Raw genomic sequence first — 20,978 nt, 5'->3', positions numbered from 1 at the left:
CCCTGCGGTCACGGTAGCAAAATCACCTTGCCTGCGGCGTGACCGTCTTGGAGGTATCGGTGGGCCTCGGCTGCGTGGTCGAGCTGGTAGGTACGGTCGATCTCGACCCGGAGGCGGCCGTCGCCGGCCAACCTTGCCAGCTCACTGCGTGCGGCATCACGGATGGCGGTGCCTGGGTCCGCGCCCGGTCCGTTACCGAGGAGTCTGATCCCGGTCCCGTCGGTTTTTCCGAAGCCGGCGATGGTCGCGATGCGGCTTTGATCCGAGACCAACTCGAGGGATACCGATATTGCTTCGTCCGTGCCCACGGTGTCGACGGCGACGTCGACGCCTTCCGGTGCGAGGGAGCGGACGCGGTCGGCCAGGCCCGGCCCGTAAAGGACAGGCACAGCACCCAATTCGGTCAGAACCCCGTGTCTACGGTGGCTGGCGGTGGCGATCACCGTGGATCCACGCTGCACGGCCAGTTGCACGGCGCTGAGCCCAACACCGCCGGCGCCACCGTGGATGAGTACCGTTTCGCCCGCCACAGGGTGAACGGTGTCGAGTAGATGAACTGCGGTCGCGCCCACGAGCATCAGACCTGCCGCCTGTTCGAATGAGATCGTGGCGGGCTTGGTCACCACGTTCGAGGCCGAGGTCAGCACCTGCTCTGCATAGCCACCTTTGACCCGGAAGGCGATCACCTCGTCGCCGACGGACAGTGGACCTGAGATGCCCGCAGCATCGGGACCGATGGCCGCGACGACGCCCGACACCTCCATGCCCAAATGCAAGGGAAGCTTGCTCGGGTCGGTACCGAAGGCGCCGCTGTAGAGCTTGAGGTCGACGGGGTTGACGCCCGCCGCCTTGACGTTGATCAACACTTCTCCCGGACCCGGCGTCCCGAGGTCGAGGTCTTTTACCTGGAGGACTTCCGGACCGCCATACGCGCTCGCGACTACTGCCTTTGCCATGAGCGCCATCGTAGATTCAGGATCGGGTTCCGCAAGCGGCGACAACCGTCGGCCCGCCAAAGGAGTTTGGCCGCTACGGCATTTTTCACGCCCGTCGGGCTCAGGGCGACTGGTACGGCTGCTCAACCCTCGGTGGTGGCGATGTGTTCAGTTACCCGAGTCAGGGTGGCGCGAAGGCGGTCCGCCGCGGCGATTGCGGCGAGCGCAGTGCGCTGTGACGGGTGGGGTGTGGACACCAGGCGATAAAGGCCCGGCAACTCACCCGCCCACAACGCGCGGGTGAGTCCGTGCAACGCGGGTCTACCTACGGTCACAACGATCTCAAGCGCGGGGAGCTGGGCGAGCACAGCGATCAACATGGGTCGTGCGGCATCGATGTCGGCGACAGTGGGTGCCCGAGTGGGCAACACCCAAGGAACGACGTTCCACTTGACACATGCAGAACGGGCCAAACCAACCTCAGTCATCACCAAACGCATGGTGCGGTTCGAGCGATCGGCGTTGTCCAACGAGCAAAACGCTGCCGCGCCCATTTCAGCAGTGGCGGGGGCAGGTGATTCCATCAAGATCAGAACTCTCGCCGCTGTTCCCGCGTCATCGGGATCGAACCACGGGACTACTGGACTGCCGGGGCCGTCGCGCCACTGCCTCACCATTGCGTTCAACGTCGCAACATGGGGGTGTTCGAGGCGCGCGCTCTTTGACTCGAACCGGGGCGAAGAGTGGGAAGCAGCCATGCCACCATCATGGCTTGCGGAAAACCGGCGTGGCCGTGCCAAGAATTGGCCCGCCCGAGCTGTGGGCGGATCGGGTGACTCAGTGACGAGTGGACGGCAGGCGGAAGCTCATTCGTAGCCGTGGGTTTGGACGGGGATATCCTGCGCTAAATCCAATTAGCGCAGGATGAATGCGTAACAGGCGCGTCCGTTGTTTGGTGGCGCGTGGGTGCATTGTCCGTCTTGGGGTGGTCAATCTCGTATCGAGTGGCGGGTGCCTGAGACAGTCTTGGCCGACGCCGGTGCCCGACAGGTCGCCGCCTTGACAAGATGTCATACACATCGCCAATGCGATCTACACACCGACGGCGGTGTGTACCGCTACCTGCGGGGCCGGTCATGCCCGTCTGTCAGCCCGATGTAAGCAGGCGACAGCGCGTGACAGGCTGATGTAAGTACCAGCTCCTAGCGTCAGGTCCAACATGACCCGGCCTAGGAGATTCGCGTGAACCCCACCAAAACCATTGCGACTGCGGCACCCTCGCGCACGTACACATCCCTCGCTGCGGCGTGGATCCCGCTTGCCGCGCTGTGCTTGGCGTTCTTCGTCGAAATGGTCGACAACACACTGCTGTCGATCGCGCTGCCGACCATCGGTCGTGACCTCGGCGGCGGCACCACAGCGCTGCAATGGGTGCCGGCGCCTACTCGTTGACCTTCGGGGGCCTACTGCTGACCGCCGGATCGGTCGCCGACAGATTCGGCCGACGAAGGGTTTTGCTGATCGGGCTCGCCGTGTTCGGCGCGTTGAGCTTGCTCGTCCTGGCCGTGAGCTCCACGGGCGAACTCATTGCGCTGCGCGCCGCGTTAGGCGTTGCCGCGGCCGCGATGGCCCCCATCACGAACTCGCTGGTGTTCCGCCTGTTCGACGACAAGACGCTGCGTATGCGTGCCATGACGGTGATGATCGTCGTCGGGATGTCCGGGTTCGTTCTCGGCCCAGTGCTCGGCGAAACCGTGTTGACCCATTTCCGATGGGAATGGTTGCTCGTCGCCAATGCGCCGATCGCACTGCTCGCCGGCATCGGCGTTTGGCTCGGGGTTTCGGCCGACCGGCGCCAGGACTTGACGAACGACCCGCTCGACCTGCCCGGTGCCGTCCTGAGTATCGCGACGATCGGTCTTGCCTGCTGGGCGCTGACCAGCGGTGTCGACCACGGCTGGCTCTCCGCGCTCACGGTGATTTCGGTTCTCGGCGCAGCCGCCGCCGGCGTCGCCTTCATCTGGCACGAACGTCGCAGTGCCTCACCCATGCTTGATCTCCGACTGTTCTCGGTCGGCACCGTCAGAGGCGCCGCCATTGCCCAGATCGGGACGTCGATCGCGATGGCCAGCGTGATGTTCGGGCTCATCCTGCATTTCCAGTACGCCTATGGCTGGAGCCCGATGAAGGCCGGCCTCGCGAACTTGCCGATCATCGTGACAATGATTGCGGCAACACCGCTTTCGGAGTGGCTCGGCGCCCGATTCGGCCACCGGATCGCGTGCCTCATCGGCGCCCTCTGTCTTGGCGGGTCCCTGGCTGGTCTCTCGTGGGGCGTCGAGCACGGGTATGCCGCCATCGCTGCCTGCATGGTTGTGATGACAATTGGACTACGCACGGTGATGACGATCTGCGCTGTCGCCCTCGTCGAGGCGATGCCGGCCAACCGCACCTCGATAGGCACAGCCCTGAACGACACCGCGCAAGAAGTCGGCACCAGTGTCGGTACCGCGCTGGTCGGAACTCTCATCGCGGCCCTGGTCACAACCCAACTGCCCGTTTTTCCTTGGACCAGCAGCCTCATGGGCTCCTTCTTCCATGGTGAGCGGATCACGTATGGAGTGCTCGCTGTCGTCGTCGGGCTGATCGCTGCGGGCGGCGCGCTCATGCTCACCAACTCACGCGCCACCGACGGCGCCGATCACTGACACCAGCGCTTGACTCGGTTATCCGTGATGTCATACCCCGACACCGGGATTGCCTTGATCGAAGCCAGGTGTGCCGAACTCGACCGCAACGCATAGACACTTGCGCCCATCGTTTTGGGCGACGTGTGCACGAGCACCAGTGGTCCTGGTAGATCATCGGCATCATTCGTGATGACGGATTTGTGACGTCGGCGCTCTGGGGGGTGCCCGACCGCATGTAGTGATGCAGGCTGGTGCCATGAGCTCTTATGCGCGTCCCAGCATCGGTGTGATCGGCGGTACAGGCTTCTATTCGTTTTTCAGTGCCGGAGCCGAGCAGGTCGAAGTACAGACCCCGTATGGCAAGCCGAGTGCCGCGATCACTATCGGCGACGTCGGTGGAGTGTCGGTGGCGTTCTTGCCCCGGCACGGAATGACACATGAGTTCGCACCCCACACCGTTCCTTACCGCGCGAATGCGTGGGCTTTGCGGTCGGTGGGGGTGAGGCAGGTGTTTGCCCCGTGCGCGGTCGGTGGGTTGAGCACTGAGCTTGCACCGGGCACGATGGTCATTCCTGACCAGCTCGTGGACCGCACGACCAGTCGTGCTCAATCGTTCTTCGACGGCTCGGCCATCCACGTCGGATTCGCCGACCCGTACTGTCCGACGTTGCGCCGCGTCGCCGGGAGCGCCGCACCGGAGGCCGTCGTCGAGGGAACGATGGTGGTCGTGGAAGGGCCGAGGTTCTCGACCCGTGCGGAAAGCCAGTGGTATGCCCGGCAGGGTTGGTCACTGGTGAACATGACCGGACATCCCGAGGCAGTCTTGGCCCGCGAGCTGAAAATGTGTTACGCCGCCATCGCTTTGGTCACCGACACCGATGCCGGCTTGGTGGAAGGGGAGGGCGTCACCACCTCTGAGGTGTTCGCGGTCTTCGAACGCGGACTCGAGCGTCTGCGCGAAGTTCTCGTTGCGGCGATCGCCGGGGCCGCGTCGCAACCTGAATGTTCCTGTGCAAAAGGTGAACACGACATCTCGTCGGTGATGAAGGTCGATTCGTGATGAGAGTTCTGCTCACGGGGGCCGCAGGTTTCATCGGCTCCCACATCATGTCCTCCCTGATCGCGGTCGGCCACGAGGTGGTCGCGGTTGACGGCATGCTGGCGGCAGCGCACGGACATGGCGCCATCGTCCCCGACGGTGTGCGGGTGGCCGAACTCCGGACGGCGTCCTTCACCGAGCTACTGGAGGGCGTTGACGTTGTCTGCCATCAAGCAGCCCGCGTCGGCGCAGGTGTCGATGCGCGCGATGCGCCTGACTATGCAGCCGACAATGATCTCGTCACCGCACGACTGCTGTCGGCGATGTTCGAAACCGGTTGCAAGCGATTGGTTCTTGCCTCGTCGATGGTGGTGTACGGGGACGGCACCTATCGCGATCAGGCCGGCGCGGTGGTCACTCCACCGCCACGGTCGATTGTCGATCTCGAATCCGGGAGGTTCGAGAGGTATCTGTCCGATGGGCAGCCAGCTCAGTGGGCACTGACCTCAGAGGACGCGCCGATTGCCCCGCGTAGTTACTATGCCGCGAGCAAGGCCGCGCAGGAATCATACTGCCGTGCTTGGTCGCTCGAGACCGGTGGAGCTGTGACGGCGCTGCGTTATCACAATGTCTACGGCCCGCACATGCCCCGTGACACCCCCTATGCGGGGGTTGCTGCCATCTTCCGGTCGCAGCTCGAGGCAGGCAAGCCGCCGTCGGTGTTCGAGGACGGCGGCCAAATGCGAGACTTCATCCACGTTGCCGATATCGCTGCAGCCAATCTCGCGGCGATCGAACGGCTCGGAGCGAATGCCGACGGCTCGGGCGAGTTCGAAGCATTCAACGTGTGTTCAGGACGCCCTGTATCGATCAAAGAAGTTGCCAGTGCGCTGACCGCCGGCATCGAGGGCCCGCCACCGGTGACCACTGGGCAGTACCGGCCGGGCGACGTCCGCCACATCGTCGCCGATCCGGCGCGAGCGGCAGCAGTTCTCGGTTTCCAGGCAACGATCATGCCTGAGCGCGGCCTTCGTGAGTTCGCAACCGCGCCGCTGCGTTAGCTTCATGCTCCTTCTTCCGTGATCGACATGGGTAGACGCACTTCGAAGCGACTGCCCGGTTCGCGGTTGGAGACGGTGATCCGGCCGCCATGGGCGACGACGAGTCCTTCGGCGATGGCGAGGCCCATTCCCGAGCCGACGGGCAGGCCGTTGTCGCGGCGGGGTGTGCGTGCGGACGTGCCACGGTATGCGATGTCGAAAATACGCGTCAGTTCGTGCTCGGCAATTCCTGGGCCGGCATCATCGACTCGGAGGTAGGCATGAGCATCGTCTCGGCCGACCGCGATCACAACCGGGCTGCCGGCCGGGGTGTGCGCGATGGCGTTGATTATCAGATTGGTCAACACCCGTGAGACGGCTCTGCCATCGGCGTCGACGATCACTGGGGACTCAGGAAGGGCGGGCTGCAGGCGCACGTCGTTGCGTGCAGCAGTTGCTCCGCAACCAGCGACGACTTCGTCTACCACCTCACGAAGGTCTAAGTGTTCCCGTTCGAGTCGCATGGCGCCGGCGTTGATTTTCGACATTTCGAAAAGGTCATCGACCATCGCGGACAGTCGGGCCGCATCAGTGTCGATTTGACGGGCGAACGTCGCGATTTCCTCGGTATCGGTGATCACGCCGTCGGCGAGGGCCTCGGCCATCGCGCGGATATCGGCCAGAGGGGTGCGCAGGTCGTGACTGACCCAGGCGATCAACTCCCGGCGTGATTGCTCGGCTGCCCGTTCTTTTTCTCGTGCGTGACGTTCCCACACCGTGCGGCGTGCTTGAAAACGCCCGAGCAGGACCGCTGCGGGAATGGCGATGATGGCCACAGAGGTGAGCACCGTCGCGGTCCTCTTGAGGTCGTCGGTGAACATGAAACCGCTGACCCCGACGACTCCCATGAGGATGGCCACCGGCGGGATCAGTGTCAGGATGACGGTGCTCGTCACCAGCGATATCCGTGGGAGGCGCAAGAGGACAACGGTTCCGAGGAGCACCGTCGGCGCCGACCACAGGAGTGAAAGTCCCACGATCTGTGGGATGTGCGTGGGCATCACGTCGTCTCTTGCCGGCTGGCCGGTTCGGAGCCCCATCGGTAGCCCTGTCCCCAAACGGTTTCCAGCGAATCGCAGTCGCCGAGCTTGGCACGTAAGCGTTTGACGTGCACGGTTACGGTGGACAGGTCGCCGAACGACCAGCCCCAGACGAGTGACAGCAACTGTTCTCGGCTGAAGACGGCGTCGCGGTGCGAGAGAAAGAAACGCAGTAGATCGAACTCACGTTTTGTGGTGTTGATGAGCTCACCTGCCACCGTGACGGTTCGTGCTTCGGCGTCCATGACGATGTTGCCGTCGCTGAGGTCGGACGCAGCAGCCGGCCCGGACCAGGTGGCGACACTGCGGCGCAGTACCGACTGCACGCGCAGGACCAATTCGCGGGGGCTGAACGGTTTGATGACGTAGTCGTCGGCGCCGGCCTCCAAGCCGACCAGCCGGTCCTCCTCTTCGCCGGAGGCGGTCAGCAAGATGACCGGCATCCCGGCATGGGGTCCGCGGCGGATCTCGGTCAACACTTCGATGCCGCTGCGTCCGGGCATCATGACGTCGAGGACCACGAGATCGACCCGATGGTTCTCGAGATGTTCCAGCGCTGCGTCGCCGGCACCGACCAGGGTGACCTGCAGTCCGTCGCGTTCGAGGTAGCGGCGGACGACGTCACTGACGATAGGATCGTCGTCGGCCAGCAGAACGCGCACTCCTCCAGCAAACATCGCATTCACCAATAGGTCCATACGAGATGGTTGATCAGTAGCGCAGTGATTGCCTGCCCGGCGAGCCAGAAGCGCTGCGACGTTCGCGGTAGCAACGCGGTGGCCACCAGAAGCCACACGCTGAACGGCAGCCAGATCCGTTCGACCTCGGCTTTGCTGAGCGCACTGACGTCGGCCACGATCATCGCGAACAACCCGGCCAGGGCCAACAGTGCAACGGCTTCCCGCCGGCGAATTCTGCCGGGTCGCACAGCACGCCCCAGTCCCACCGCAGCTGCCGGACCGACCGCACACAAGGCGGACGCGAAGTTGGCCCACCCCCAGTAGGAGAACGGCCGCAAGGTCGCCACGCCCTGGTAGTAGCGGTCGACCACCAGGTGGTAGCCGTCGAGCCACCAGAAGCCGAAAGCGGCGAAGCAGCCCACAACTGCCAGAGCGGCGGGAATCGAGTAGACGAGTGGCCGATACGTGCGGGCGATGACCAACACAGCGATGGCCACCACGCCGATGAGTATCAGCCCGTAGTTGAGGAATATCGCGAACCCGAGGACAAGGCCGCTACCGACGCCGGCGGCGACCGCCCGTGCGCCGGTCGTTGTCGCGGCGATGGCCAGCAGGGCGATTCCCCATGCGGCGACACCCATGTAGTAGCCATCCGCTGATACCCCCATCCACACCGCGCCCGGAGTGAGTGCAACAAACGGAGCGATGCGCCGGGCCGCCAGCTCGCCGCCGAGACGCGCGGTGGTGACCAGTAGAGCGCCGGCAGCGCTGCAGCCGACGAGCACGACAAGCACTGCGGCCCAGGCGCCGCCACCGAGCCCGATGCGGTCGAGCAGAACAAACGTGAGCAACGATCCTGGTGGGTGCCCAGATACGTGCGTAGTCCACGAATCGGGTTGGTAATCAAGGATGCGACTGGAGAATTCGTCGAGCATTCCCGTGATGCTCGAGACGCCAGGTACCTCGGCAAGGTACTCGTCGGGACGAACCAGGCGGCCGGCGAAACCGCGATCCCACCCGTCGATCAGCGCGAGCGCGAACGTCCACGCCGTGCACACCGCCATACTTACCAAAACCAATGGGCGCCAGCGTAATCGCGCGGAAAGAGCTGGCCCGTAGGCGATGACACCAACCGCGATGAGGACAGCCGGGAGCGTCCCGTACCCGACGTGGGAACCCCATTCACCGAACAGCGGCGGCGCCAGCGCGAAGATGTTGATACGCCACTGGCGATCGCCGACCAGGGGCGCGACGATCGCAGCGAGCAGCAATGTGGTTGCCGTGGCTAGGGATACGACATCACCTCGGCTGATCCAGCGCCGCCGGTCCAACTCGTCGTATCCGGCCGGGGTGTCCAGAGAGGTGGTCACTGTTACAAGGTAGGCGCTGGCCGCCTGTTTGCAGTGTCAGACGGCGCAGACGTCACAGTTCCGTCACCGGATAATGCTGGCCCTGCACGCCCCGCCCTCATACCGTCGAAGACATGGGCAACCAACGCATGTCGCACATCCGTGCCACTGTCGTGATCCCGTGTCGTGACGAGGCCGAGTCGTTGCCCGCGCTCGTCCGTGCTCTGCCCGTCGACCTGCATCCCCTGGTGGTCGACAACGGCAGCACCGACGGCACCGCAGGAATTGCTGCCAGCCTGGGCTGCACCGTTGTACACCAGCCGATCCCGGGCTATGGGTCAGCTGTCAACGCCGGGATCGCAGCGTCGAAGACGGAGATCGTCTGCACTATCGACGGTGACGGTTCGATGGATCCGGCCGATCTGACGCGATTGGTCGAGGCGGTGGTCGCTGGGGCCGACCTTGCTGTGGGCCGGCGTAGGCCTGTCGATCGGCGCAGTTGGCCCCTGCATTCACGCCTGGGCACCCAATGGATCGCTCGCCGACTACGGCAGCGATATCGACTACCCATTCATGACATCGGCCCGCTGCGAGCAGCTCGACGAGATGACCTACTCGGCCTCGGCATCACCGACCGCCGATTCGGTTATCCCGTCGAATTGTTGGCCCGGGCGGGGGCCGCAGGGTGGCATGTCGTCGAAGTGGACACCATCTATCGAGCACGGGCCGGGGGTACGTCCAAAGTGTCGGGATCACTGAAAGGAACGTGGCGGGCCGCCCACGACTTTCTGAAGGTTCTGCGCCAGATGGAGAAGCACGTTGCTCACTGACACTCCCCACGGGATCTTGATCGTCGCCAAGGCGCCAGTCCCCGGCCAGGTGAAAACTCGCCTGACAACCTCGATTTCGGAAGTCGCGGCTGCTGATCTGGCTGCGGCCGCGTTCTTGGACACCCTGGAGACCGCCTTGTCGGTGTGCTCTGTGGTGGTTGCGATGACCGGCAGGCTCGAGGCCGCGATGCGCAGGGCGGACATCGGAACATGCCTACGTCACGCGACCGTGCTCGCACAGCGGGGTAGCACTTTTGGCGAGCGCTTGCAGAACGCACACCACGATGCCGTTCACGTGCTGAACGGTGCGGTGTTCCAGGTGGGAATGGACACGCCGCAGATCACCGCCGTGCAGTTCAGGACCGCACTGACCACGCTGTCGGCCACCGACTCGGTTCTCGGTCCCGCCGCTGACGGTGGGTGGTGGGGACTTGGTCTGCACAATGCCCGTGGCGCAGACACTCTGCGCGACGTGCCCATGTCATCAGCACACACCGGCGCAGCGACCCGCGCTGCGCTTGAAGGCTGCGGTCTACGAGTGAGTGAACTGGCGATGCTCACCGACGTCGATCATGCCGAGGACATCGACGTCGTCGCCCGGCGCTGCGCCCCCGGTAGCAGATTCGCCGCCGCAGCAGCAATGCTGGAGCCCTCCTCATGACGGTCGCCGACGACACCGCTGACACACAGTGTTTTGACAGCGCTGTTTCTGAGGGCATTGCCGGCGAACGGACGTGGCTTCGTCAGGCAGATGGTACGCGCGACGTGTTGCCCGTCGACCGATGGCTCGGAACGAGCTCGGTCAGTTCAGATTCCGAGTTCGACAGCCGGGTGGCAGGCAAATGTTTCGGGCCCACAGTGGATCTCGGGTGCGGGCCGGGACGGTTGGTTCACCGCCTGCTGGGCAATGGCATCGCAGCATTGGGCGTCGACAACAGCGAGCAGGCAGTGACCATGACGCGCGCGCTGGGCGGAGTAGCCATTCGCCGAAGCCTGTTCGATCGCCTTCCGGGTGAGGGCCGATGGCGGCACGCGTTGTTGCTGGACGGGAACATCGGCATCGGTGGCGACCCCGAACGCCTCACACGACGAGTTCGCGAACTGGTCGGAGCGCGGGGGTCGATCATCGTCGAGATCGATTCTGTCCTCCCCGGGCTGTGGCGAGGCGCTGCCCGTGTCGAAACGGCACACGCGCACGGCGCATGGTTTCCCTGGGCGCGAGTCGGAGTCGATCACATAGCCGAACTCGCCTATCACGCGGGACTGTGCTGTCGTTCCGAAGTCATCGCCGGGCGAACGCTGGCTGAACTGACTCCGCGGTGAGGTCAGCGGTGTCATGTGCGCTTCTGGTTCCACACCAGTCGTCCACGTCGTAGCAAATACGAACGGTGGTCGGTCCTACCCAGTCGGCTGACACCGCCCCGCGCACTCTCTCGCCATGAGATCTGGCCTCGAGGGCGGCCAAATCGGCGAAGAGTCCACTGTCGCGCATCGACGCCAAGGCGGGGTCGTTTCGCGCCAGCGTCAGCTGGTCGAGAATGAGTTCACGTCTGCTCATCGCACCTCTTCTTTCGGTTTTGCCTGCACCCATAGCTGTGGCCAGGACCTCACGGTCCTGGCCAACAGCTACCTCTGACAGCGAGAGCTACTGAGTGTTGATGGTGATGGTCGCGATGCCTACCACCAGGCCGGCCTTGACCGCGTCGGTGTTGAACGTCTTGTTCAACAGCCCTGCCGCGTCGGCGGACATCTTGACGGTGGTCCCGGTCAGCACGGCGGTGCCGTCCGGATTGGACTGCAGCGGCTGCAGGGTGCTGCCGTCAAGGTCGAAGATGACGGCCTGCGGAGCAGCAACGGTGCCGTTGACGGTGACGTCACCCATCAACTTTGAGGTTCCCGGGTCGATGTTGAAGTTGGTGAGTTCGACAACGGTCTCGCCGGCAGTCAGGGACAATCCACTGCCCTGGTGGTTGATGATGCCTTGCACGTACGGCTGGATGCTGCCGGGCGTGTAGTACGTGACATTGCCGCCGGTGATGGGAAAGACCACCGAGCCGCCCTCCATTGTGGCCCCACCCACGACGCCGGGGGTGAGCATCAGTGTGGTGAGTGCATCGGTGAATCCCTTGTCCAACGCCACCGCTGTGGTTCGTCCGGTCAAGTTGGGCACCACCGCAACCGGCTCGGGGGCCGCCTGCTCACTCGTGGGGCCTGCCGACTGCACAGACGTGGCCGGTGAACTCGATGTTCCTCCCCCGAAGAATCATCTTCAGAACAAGCCGCTACGCCGAGAACGGCGATCGCGGTGATTGCTGTGCTGGCAAATACTTTTCGAGCAGTAAACATTGTATTGTTCCCGTCTGCCCGAAGGCATCGTGTGTGTTACTGGCTATTCGCAGCCCTGCCCCGTTTGGATGGGTCACCCGCGCGAGGTGCCTGAAGGATCGCAACGAACTGACCTGTAGTGACAACAAACAAATTGCAACACAACGGTATTCATCCGATTGCGAATGAATACTGCTCGGTCTTTTCGGTTCGGTGATCTGCAACCGCGGGCGCAATTGGGCATTTCTGGTTCCGCGAGCAGGACCCAGGCTCGCGCACGCGGTCACCGCGCAAAATAGGCAGTGGCCGCGACCAAGCCGAACGGGGGCCCGGTTACGAATAACTGATATGTCTGGATTGCGGCGCGCTACTGTCAACCGGTGGCGGAACTCTGCCAGGCAGAAGGCTGGTGGGTTGATGAACACGGTCAGTGACACCGCAGCCCGTGAAACCGGCGTGCGAAGTCCACGACTCACCGCGCGGGTGGGAATGCTCCTCGGGGTATCGATCACCGTCTGTTTTGTTACCGGAATGCTCAGTCACTGGATTCAGCATCCTCCCGGCTGGTTTTACTGGCCGTCCCGCCCGGTGTGGGGCTACCAATTCACCCAGGGGCTGCACGTGATCACCGGCGTCGTGACGATTCCGCTGCTCCTGGTCAAACTGCAGCTTGTCTACCCGAAGCTATTTGCCCGGCCGATCGTCGGCAGCCCCGCACGCGCGATAGAACGAGCCTCGATCGCAGTACTGGTCAGTTCAACAATCTTCCAGCTCCTGACAGGTTTGCTCAACACCGCGCAGTGGTATCCGTGGGCGTTCTTCTTCACCACCACGCACTACGCCATGTCGTTTCTCGTGGTGGCCTCGATCCTGGTGCACATTGCCGTCAAGCTCCCAGTCATCCAGCGCGCCTTGAGCAGCCCACTGGCGGCCACCGACTCGATCGACCACGACACCTCGCACACCTTGCCACCGAGGCAGCCGGCACCGCTGGTCGAGCAGACATCAGGCCGTAACGCAGGGTCGACCGGCACCGCCGATCACCGCATCCCGCCCAAGCGGCAGGATGAAGTCACCGTGTCCAGCCCCTCTGAATCAGACAAACGGATGTTGTCGCGGCGCATGGTCTTACAAGGCACTGTCGCTCTCAGCGTGCTGTCGGCGTTGGCGTTCGCCGGCCAAAGCGTCCCCTTTCTCCGTTGGCTTGCCTTCCTCGCTCCACGCTCAGGCGAAGGACCGCAGGGGATTCCGATCAATCGCACCGCATCTGCGGCCAATGTTGTCGAGTCTGCACAACGCCCCGACTACCGACTGACCATCACCAATGGGCCCCGCACACAGGAACTGACCATCGATCAGCTACGGGCAATGCGACAACACACCAGCGAACTCCCGATCGCCTGTGTTGAAGGGTGGAGTGCCCGCGGCACGTGGCAAGGCGTCCGCGTGCGCGACCTGGTCGCATTCATCGGCGGCGACCCCAGCCGCGACATCCGCTTCACCTCGCTCGAGGCGGGACTGTACGGCATCAGCACACTGCCCGCGAACATCGCCAACGACCCACTCTCGCTCATCGCGCTCCAACTGCACGACGAACAATTGACCCTTGACCACGGTTACCCTTGCCGCCTCATCGCTCCGAATCGGCCCGGTGTACTACAGACAAAGTGGCTCAGCAGGATAGAAATACTATGACACTGCGCATAATTCGGCTTGTGCTGATCCTGTCTGCTTTGGCGCTGGGTGGCTACGGGATCTCGTTGGTGTGGGCAATGCCCGGTCGCGACCAACTCTCCATCGTGTTCTGGCTCGTCGGCGGGCTCATCGCCCACGACGCTCTCTTTGCTCCCTTATGCATTGCGCTCGGGCTGAGCGCGCGAAGAGTGCTGCCACAACGATGGTGGATCCCAACATTGTTGGCTCTTGCGGCGAGCCTGATCGTCCTCGTTCTGTCACTGCCGGTCCTGCTTCCCCGGCCTTCAGACAAGTACCCCGACAATGCCACCATTCTCGACCGCCCCTACGGGACAAGCGTTGTGATAGCGCTGGCCATCATCTGGGTACTTACGGCCGCGATCGTCATGACCCAGCAGCGCGTCACGCGGCCGGCACCTACAACCACCGGCGACGGCACCTCGCTCTAGCCGGCGCCGCACGTACGCCTGGCTCGGCTGCCTGTTGACTGCTGGTTACCTCAAGTCGCCTTGAACACCCGGCGGAGCCCCAAAAACGCAGCACGGTGGCGACAAGATTCGCGGCCACCAACACAGCGACCTCCAGAGCCCGCGACGAGTTCGGTACTCCCAGATGAAGCAGCCACAAGGCTCCACTGGTCACTACCAGACCGAGTAGAAACACCATGAACCCCTGAAGGTACTGCCGAACAATCGCATCTGTGCCCCGGATATTGAACGTGAATCTCCGGTTGACCGCTGTGTTGGCCACCGCTGAGATCAACAGCGCCAACACATTCGAGATCTGCGGTGACAACGAGGTGCGGAGAAGAAGAAACAACACGACGTACGCCAGCGCGCTGGCACCGCCAACGAGATAGAACCGAAACAGTTCGCTGCGCATATACCTGCCGATCACAGCTGCCCGGTCCGGGTTCGCGTTCTCACGACTACCTCGAACCTGTTGACGCAGAGACCTTTGCGCAGCAACAGTGGTACCTCCGATCACCCCGAACGTCGACCGAATTGGCGGGTACACCAACCGGCACTGATCGGTCAGGATTGCCCCGTATCGTGCAAACCTACAGATGTGCAACCGAACTCTACCTGAACTCCGAATCATGCCGAGAAAGCTGATGGGGACCGTGTGCCTCGATTACTCGTCAGTTGTGTGAACGGGTAGCCCTAGGGGATCCCAGTTTGATGGCGAATCGCGAGTCATGCTGCCGTGCAGGTGTCTACCCGCCACGACCCGGGCCGCCGATGGCGCGCCCGGGTCTTGGTGGATCTTCGGTACTTCTTACGGTTTGCTGTTCACGCGGAACTGCGCTGCTTCTTTGGCCGCAGCCCGCTGGAACTCGAGGTCATCGGAAGCACAGGCCAGGCAGATCGGTGCGTGATCTGCTGCCGGATCCCGATCCATCTCGTACGCGATGTAGCTGTCTTCGCAGCGGTGGCACTGGACCCGGGCCTCCCACATGTCGTCGACTTCGTCGCGGGGATCATGGGGTCGTCGCATCGTGAACCAGCCGTCTCGGCTGAATCCGAGGGCTACCCCGTAGATGACGGCGGCCAAGATGAATGACACCGGTGGCGCCCACACGGCACCCTCGGGCCCGCCGGTAGCGACCATCACGATTCCCACCGCCGAGGACACTCCCCAGGCGGCAACACCTGCCGGGTTTACCGCCGGCACGCGACCCGGCCGGAACTCGAGAGAATCAGCAGGGATCGACCGCAGTCGCATCCATGCGATGTGCGTCAGGGCAATTGCCACCCAGCCGACGATCACCACGCCCTGGTACTGCAACGCCTGCACGATCCAGGACAACACGTTGGTGAGCATCATCAGGTACACGAGGACTGCCACCACGAGTACCCAGAAGGTGCGCGGCATTGAAAACTTCAGTGTGCGGGCGAAGAAGTTCTGGAAGTTTGTCGACGCCAGGTAGAAGTTGCCACTGTTGACCCGGGTCTGACTGACGACTACCCACAGCAGGCCCCAAATGCCCATCATGCCGATGATTCCCAGGATCGCCGATTCCTCGGACAGCGGGCCGGCGATGGTGATCGTCTGTGCCAGGAAGATGCCGACCATGGCATTGATCAGCAATGTCACGATGTAGAAGGGAGTGCCGAAGCTGAACCGGGCGTTGAACTTCGCGTCCTCGGGCCGGCCGAAGCGGGCGTAGTCCCACGCCATCATCGTCACAACCCAGACACCCATGTAAATGACGAAGGCATACCACCAACCGGGAACGCCGAGGTCTGCGGTGGATTCAGGTGTGTAGGTCAGCCATTCGTTGCTGTAGCCGTACTCGATGATGGTCCAGACGACCGATCCGACGAGACCGATCACATAGAGCGGCAACAAGACCCCGTTGAGCTTGTCGAGCCACGTGGTGACTCCGCGCCAGGCCAGTGGCGCCTGGTAGAGAACAACGACCAGAGACCAGAAGGCGATCGGCAACGCCCCGAAGTACGCATGGAGCGCCGATGCGACGATGGATCCCTCTGCCACCACGTAGTAGGCAATGGTGATCCCGAAGAGTGCTGCTGCGAAAGCTGATCCGGCGCGGCCGAACAAGACTCTCGAGAACAAAGAGACACTGGTGCCGGTTTCGTTCGCGACCTTGGCTGCGATCGAGTTGATGACACCGTAGGCCACCACCGACAGGCCGATGCCGATGATCGAGTTGATGGTGCCGACCGCCAGGGCCACGGTGGCACCGATGACGACGAAGAACATGGCGCTCATCAGTCCGAACCACGCCATCGACACCGATGTGCGGGATGTCCGCCAGGAGCGCGGAACGATGTGCATCGAGTAGTCTTCGCTGGCCGCCTTGGCAAGCACATGGGGATCGTCGGTGAATGTGACTGCGAGTGGGGGTATTTCACTGGCCGCAGGTCTGCGTGCTTCTGTGGTCATGACCGGTTCCTAGGTGAGTTGTGAAGCGAAACAGAAGTGGATGAAGAGATGGGCGTCTGGGTGCCTCCGCGGCCCTGAGGAGGCACCCAGACAGCGAGAATCGAGCTGTACTAGACGGTTGCGTAGTCGTGGACAGTCAACGTTCCCTTGACGTACGGAACGTTTGCGTCGTCAGTCCAGTGGACGATGGTGCGACGTTGAAGCATGGCGCGGAACTGTTCGGTGGTCGTCGTGAGGACCTCGCCGCTGCCCCAGTCCAGGATCACGCCGTACTGGCGCAGGCAGTCCATCTCGTTGATGAGCCCTGACTTGTACTCGGCGGACACTTCGAGTGGATCTCGCGTCATCCACGCATGCCGGTTGTTCCGAATGTACTCGCGGGCAGCGAGTGTGGCCTCAATGTCGACTTCGTAGTCGAAGACCTCCGGGTCGATCTCCTTGATGACGACGCCATAGTCCTTCTCGGCCCGCGCGATGGTGACGTAACCGTCGATGACGTCTTCGAGGATGGAGTCGACGTCACGTTGCAGGGCGTCTCCGAGACCACCGCCGCCGGCGGACGGCCGGGTGAACACGTCGCCTGCCTTGATCGGCACCGCGGCGAAGATCGAACCGAGATACTCCTCGCGGTCCGTGCCCTTGTTCAACCACACGCCGTGCGGGATGGAGGGCAACCCACCCCACAACCCCCAGGTGACCGAACGCTCGCGGTCGCAGCAGTAAGACATCACGGTCTTGCTGCTGGCGGTCAGATATCCGCCCTTCTCCGCGCCCACACCGCCGCGAAACTTGCCGGGGCCACCTGAATCGGGAACCAACTCGTGACTGGTGGTGAGGACCGGGGCCAGACGCTCTTGACCTTCGAAAGGCTGTGTTCCGTATTGGACTCCGAAGACTGCGGCTGACGCGTTGTGTCCATCGCCACCGTTGCGGGCGCCCCAGCCGCCCATCATCCAGTCGTACCACATGAAGCTCTCGTTGCCGTCTTTGCGTTTGTCACGACCACCGACCAACAAGTACTCGAGATTGAAGGTGCAGGCCATGGCCCGATGCGGCTGGATGTCGGACCAGATCTCGAAGACGGAGCTCATGATCTTTTCGAAAGGGCCAGAACAGAATCCAGCACAGGGTGACGGCCAGTCGGCGTTGACAACCGAGCCGACCGGACCGAGATCGGCCGTGACCACCCGATAGAAGCCCGAGTTCAAGGGGATGTCCGGGAACTGCATCTTGGTACCGGCGACGATGCCGGCGAAGGACCCGCCGAACCCGGCGTTGAGCATCGAGGCAATCGACGCGTGCGAGCCGCTGAGGTCGTAGTGGCATGTATCGCCAGAGATGGTCATCTTCATGGTGACCGGGATGAGGCCTTCCTCCTCGCCGGGGTCCTGGTCGATGTAATCCTCGGTGTACCAGACGCCGTCAGGCAGGGCGCTGATCTTGGCGCGCGTCAGATCTTCGACGTAGTCTTGGACTTCGGCCATGGCGGTCTTGATTGTCTCTACACCGTATTTGTCACAGAGGCGCTGGATTTCGCGTTCGGCTACGCGGGTGGCTTCGGCCTGAGCCTGCATGTCGCCGATGATGTCGCGAGGATTGCGGGTGTTCTTGGCGATGAGGTACGCGACGTCTTCGAGGAACTCGTCCTTGCTCCACAGGCGAGTCGGCGGAATGCGCAAGCCCTCGCCCATGTGATCAAGTGCCTTGACGTTGAACGAGCCCGGAGTCGCGCCGCCGACGTCGGCCCAGTGTCCGTTCGCCTGTGCGTAGCCGAGTAGTTCACCGTCGTAGTAGATGGGCCGGATGATCCGGGTGTCATTGAAGTGGCTGCCACCTTCATAGACGTCGTTGATGACGAAGACGTCGCCGGGGTGGATGTCGCCGTCGAACTGCCGGATGACGGCTTTGGCCGTGTAGTGCAGGGTGCCGACGTGTGCGGCGATGTCGCCGGTGCCCTGCATGACGGTGTCTCCGTTGGGGTCACAGAGTGCCGAGGAAAAGTCGCGCGAGTAGATGACGAAGGAGTAGCAGGTCCGGAGTATCTGCTCGGCCATCTGGTCGACGGTGTTGATGAAGGCGTTCTTGAGTACTTCGAATGTCACTGGATCGAGTGATGTGGGCATGTCATGTACCTCTAACGGTGAGTAATGGTGTGGCGGAGAAGGAGTCAGGCGTCCTGGCTGAGGATCAGGTTGCCCCAGGCATCGACGCGGGCTGTTGTCTGCGGCGGGACCACGGTCGTGGAATCGAGTTGATCGACGATGCACGGACCGGAGAGCACGGCGCCGGCCGGAAGGTCGATGCGGTCGTAGACCGGAGTCTCTTGTCGGGCCGTCTCGTCAGGGAACAGAACCTGACGAATCTCCGTCGGCACCGGTGTGAAGTCGGCCGGGTCGATCAGTTCGGCGGGCTTGGCGTCCACACGGGGTGTCAATCCGATGGCACGCACCGAGATCCGGTAGATCTCCACGCCTGCTTCGTCGCTCGCGTAGTTGTGTTCTTTGAGGTGGGTGGCGTGGAACGTTGCGACCACCTCGTCGAGGCCACCGAATGGCATGGTCACCGGCACGGCGATTGCTCGCCACTGGCCGTTGTAGCGCATGTCCAGGTAGTACTCGAAGACCATGTCGGCGTCGTTGACGTGCTCGGCCGTCAGTCGCTGCCGACCCTCGTTCCGGAGGTCCTCAAAGGTTTGTGCGAGGTGGTCGAGGTCGGCGTTCGCTGCGTCGGTGAGGTACATCCTGGTGATGTCGTGCTGGACGTCCACGAGCATGCAGCCCATCGCGGATGTCACCCCAGGATGTGGCGGGACGATGACGGTCGGGATGCCGAGCTCTTTGGCGAGGTACGCGACGTGCAGTGGGCCGGCACCACCGAATCCGACCAGTGCGAAGTCACGAGGGTCGTGGCCCTTGCGGATCGAGATCAGGCGCACGGCGTCCGCCATGTTGGCGTTGGCCACCTTGATGATCGATTGTGCGGCGGTTTCCACTTCGAGACCCAGTGGTGTAGCAACCTTCTCGACTGCCGCATACGCGGACGCCACGTCGAGTTCCTTGACACCACCGGCCAATTTCTTGCCGATCGTTCCCAGGATCAGGTTGGCGTCGGTGTTGGTCGCGAGTTCTCCGGCGGCGCCATAGCAGGCGGGCCCGGGATCAGATCCCGCCGATTGTGGTCCGTTGCGCAGCGACCCGGCATCGTCGAGCCAGGCGATGGATCCTCCGCCGGCGCCGATTGTCAACACCTCGATGCTCGGGAAGCAGATCGGATACCCGAACTCCACGCTCCACATGTTGGTGGTTCCGAGCACGCCGTTGTCCGTCAAAGACACATCGGTGGACGTGCCGCCCATGTCGAACCCGATCGAGTTCTCGTAGCCGCACTGACGCGCGATGTGGCGGCTGGCAATGGCGCCTGCGGCGATGCCCGATGCGGCCAGACGAGCACCGTACTTCTCTGCCATCTTCGGGGTCATGACGCCGCCACCCGAGTGCAGCAGCAGTACGTCGTTCGTGTAGCCGCTGTCCTCCAGGCGAGCCTCCAGGGTACGGGCGTAGGGGCCGATGATCGGTACCAGCGCGGCGTTCGCGACAGTCGTCGAGAACCGTTCGTACTCAAAGATTTCCGGAAGGACGTCGCTCGACGTCGTGACCGCGACACCCGGCAGTTCCTCGGCGAGGATTTCTGCCATCCGGTTCTCGTGTACCGGGTTGGTGAATGAGTTGATGAAACACACTGCGATGGTTTCGATTTCACGCCTCTTGAGGATCCGGGCAATATCCCGTGCACCGGCCTCATCGAGGGGTTCGATGATCTCGCCGTCGTAGCCGATGCGCTCGGAGACGGTGAGGCGGTGGCGGCGGGGAACAAAAGGCTTGCCGACCTCCTCGTATGGATCCCACGATTCCCGGTCACCACGACGGATCTCGATGACGTCGCGGAATCCCTCCGTGGTCACGAGAGCGATCTTCGGGAATGTTCGTGTGATGAGGGCGTTGGTCGCAATTGTTGTTCCGTGAGAAAAGAATTCGACGTCCTTCCACTCGACTCCCGCGCGGTCCATGCCGGCGAGCACGCCTTCGATCGGATCCGATTGTGTCGGGTACTTGGCGGTGGTGATCAGACCGTCACCGTGCTGAACAAAGATGTCGGTGAATGTTCCGCCGATGTCGACGGCTGTGCGGATCTTCCGTGGCCTGCTGATGGCTTCGGTCATGGGTGCCTCCTCGGCGATAACTCGGACGGTCCATACGAAACCGCCTGGCGGCCGCTTCAACAATTGGCGCATCACCCAACTCGAATGCCGCACCGACTGGACGTTGACACACCCCGCCCCAACGATCGGGCGCTGACCTGCGCACATACGTCTGCGCTGTACGTAA

The 20,978-nt window shown here is 63.0% G+C and carries 18 protein-coding genes and 1 pseudogene; 8 read left to right on the top strand and 11 right to left on the bottom strand.

The annotated features are described in order from the left end of the window. Positions 1-8: 8 nt before the first annotated feature. The gene (locus MVA47_RS18765) at positions 9-956 is read right to left on the bottom strand and encodes an NADP-dependent oxidoreductase (protein ID WP_247209287.1); all 948 of its coding nucleotides are present in this window, start codon (positions 954-956) and stop codon (positions 9-11) included. Positions 957-1,078: 122 nt separating this feature from the next. Further along, positions 1,079-1,612 (bottom strand): uracil-DNA glycosylase, encoded by a 534-nt coding sequence (locus MVA47_RS18760; RefSeq protein WP_247209286.1) that lies wholly within the window; start codon positions 1,610-1,612, stop codon positions 1,079-1,081. A 565-nt stretch (positions 1,613-2,177) separates the two neighbouring features. Between MVA47_RS18760 and MVA47_RS18755 the strand changes: the two are divergent. The 3 genes and pseudogenes from MVA47_RS18755 to MVA47_RS18745 all read left to right on the top strand — a co-directional run bounded on the left by MVA47_RS18755 (position 2,178) and on the right by MVA47_RS18745 (position 5,725). Further along, positions 2,178-3,643, top strand: a pseudogene (locus MVA47_RS18755) (MFS transporter). Between the two features lie 223 nt (positions 3,644-3,866). Continuing rightward, on the top strand, positions 3,867-4,685 hold the full coding sequence (locus MVA47_RS18750; protein WP_374474263.1) for an S-methyl-5'-thioadenosine phosphorylase: 819 nt from the start codon (positions 3,867-3,869) through the stop codon (positions 4,683-4,685). After that, on the top strand, positions 4,685-5,725 hold the full coding sequence (locus MVA47_RS18745) for an NAD-dependent epimerase/dehydratase family protein (RefSeq protein WP_247209284.1): 1,041 nt from the start codon (positions 4,685-4,687) through the stop codon (positions 5,723-5,725). The genes MVA47_RS18750 and MVA47_RS18745 overlap by 1 nt, the downstream gene beginning before the upstream one ends. Before the next feature lie 2 nt (positions 5,726-5,727). On the opposite strand, the gene MVA47_RS18740 is transcribed toward MVA47_RS18745, so the two are convergent. Genes MVA47_RS18740 through MVA47_RS18730 form a run of 3 tightly spaced genes read right to left on the bottom strand, consistent with a single transcriptional unit; the run spans position 5,728 to position 8,854 of the window. Further along, entirely contained in the window at positions 5,728-6,765 is a 1,038-nt protein-coding gene (locus tag MVA47_RS18740) for a sensor histidine kinase KdpD (RefSeq protein ID WP_247209283.1), read from the bottom strand. Further along, positions 6,765-7,481: a response regulator transcription factor gene (locus tag MVA47_RS18735; RefSeq protein ID WP_247209282.1), complete on the bottom strand. Its 717-nt coding sequence runs from the start codon at positions 7,479-7,481 to the stop codon at positions 6,765-6,767. The genes MVA47_RS18740 and MVA47_RS18735 overlap by 1 nt, the downstream gene beginning before the upstream one ends. A 5-nt stretch (positions 7,482-7,486) precedes the next feature. After that, entirely contained in the window at positions 7,487-8,854 is a 1,368-nt protein-coding gene (locus MVA47_RS18730) for a hypothetical protein (protein ID WP_247209281.1), read from the bottom strand. 113 nt (positions 8,855-8,967) lie between these two features. On the opposite strand from MVA47_RS18730, the gene MVA47_RS18725 reads away from it, so the two are divergent. Genes MVA47_RS18725 through MVA47_RS18715 form a run of 3 tightly spaced genes read left to right on the top strand, consistent with a single transcriptional unit; the run spans position 8,968 to position 10,986 of the window. Then, on the top strand, positions 8,968-9,663 hold the full coding sequence (locus MVA47_RS18725) for a glycosyltransferase family 2 protein (RefSeq protein WP_247209280.1): 696 nt from the start codon (positions 8,968-8,970) through the stop codon (positions 9,661-9,663). Beyond that, positions 9,653-10,324: a DUF2064 domain-containing protein gene (locus MVA47_RS18720; protein WP_247209279.1), complete on the top strand. Its 672-nt coding sequence runs from the start codon at positions 9,653-9,655 to the stop codon at positions 10,322-10,324. The genes MVA47_RS18725 and MVA47_RS18720 overlap by 11 nt, the downstream gene beginning before the upstream one ends. Continuing rightward, entirely contained in the window at positions 10,321-10,986 is a 666-nt protein-coding gene (locus MVA47_RS18715; RefSeq protein ID WP_247209278.1) for a class I SAM-dependent methyltransferase, read from the top strand. Before MVA47_RS18720 ends, MVA47_RS18715 begins: the two co-directional genes overlap by 4 nt. Here MVA47_RS18715 and MVA47_RS18710 read toward each other — a convergent pair. Continuing rightward, a complete protein-coding gene (locus MVA47_RS18710; RefSeq protein ID WP_247209277.1) occupies positions 10,946-11,221 on the bottom strand; it encodes a hypothetical protein in 276 nt (91 codons plus the stop codon). The genes MVA47_RS18715 and MVA47_RS18710 overlap by 41 nt on opposite strands. Before the next feature lie 87 nt (positions 11,222-11,308). Beyond that, positions 11,309-11,824 (bottom strand): hypothetical protein, encoded by a 516-nt coding sequence (locus MVA47_RS18705; protein WP_247209276.1) that lies wholly within the window; start codon positions 11,822-11,824, stop codon positions 11,309-11,311. 581 nt (positions 11,825-12,405) lie between these two features. Between MVA47_RS18705 and MVA47_RS18700 the strand changes: the two genes are divergently transcribed. Both MVA47_RS18700 and MVA47_RS18695 read left to right on the top strand, forming a co-directional pair. Then, positions 12,406-13,683, top strand: coding sequence for a molybdopterin-dependent oxidoreductase (locus tag MVA47_RS18700; RefSeq protein ID WP_247209275.1), 1,278 nt, complete (start codon positions 12,406-12,408; stop codon positions 13,681-13,683). Then, the gene (locus tag MVA47_RS18695) at positions 13,680-14,132 is read left to right on the top strand and encodes a hypothetical protein (RefSeq protein WP_247209274.1); all 453 of its coding nucleotides are present in this window, start codon (positions 13,680-13,682) and stop codon (positions 14,130-14,132) included. The genes MVA47_RS18700 and MVA47_RS18695 overlap by 4 nt, the downstream gene beginning before the upstream one ends. Here the strand turns inward: MVA47_RS18695 and MVA47_RS27305 are convergent. From MVA47_RS27305 to MVA47_RS18680, 4 genes are all read right to left on the bottom strand, one after another. Beyond that, positions 14,101-14,565 carry a GtrA family protein gene (locus MVA47_RS27305; RefSeq protein ID WP_374474261.1) on the bottom strand — a complete coding sequence of 155 codons (465 nt, stop codon included), beginning with the start codon at positions 14,563-14,565 and terminating at the stop codon, positions 14,101-14,103. The two genes, MVA47_RS18695 and MVA47_RS27305, sit on opposite strands and share 32 nt — an antisense overlap. A gap of 396 nt (positions 14,566-14,961) precedes the next feature. Then, complete coding sequence (locus MVA47_RS18690; protein WP_247209273.1) at positions 14,962-16,593, bottom strand: cytosine permease; 1,632 nt, start codon at positions 16,591-16,593, stop codon at positions 14,962-14,964. A 110-nt stretch (positions 16,594-16,703) separates the two neighbouring features. Further along, entirely contained in the window at positions 16,704-18,716 is a 2,013-nt protein-coding gene (locus MVA47_RS18685; RefSeq protein WP_247209272.1) for a hydantoinase B/oxoprolinase family protein, read from the bottom strand. A gap of 44 nt (positions 18,717-18,760) precedes the next feature. After that, the gene (locus MVA47_RS18680; protein ID WP_247209271.1) at positions 18,761-20,812 is read right to left on the bottom strand and encodes a hydantoinase/oxoprolinase family protein; all 2,052 of its coding nucleotides are present in this window, start codon (positions 20,810-20,812) and stop codon (positions 18,761-18,763) included. Between the last annotated feature and the right edge of the window lie 166 nt (positions 20,813-20,978).

The organism is Williamsia sp. DF01-3, assembly GCF_023051145.1.
In the GTDB taxonomy this organism is placed as follows: domain Bacteria; phylum Actinomycetota; class Actinomycetes; order Mycobacteriales; family Mycobacteriaceae; genus Williamsia.
This window is presented reverse-complemented; position numbering and strand designations above follow the sequence as displayed.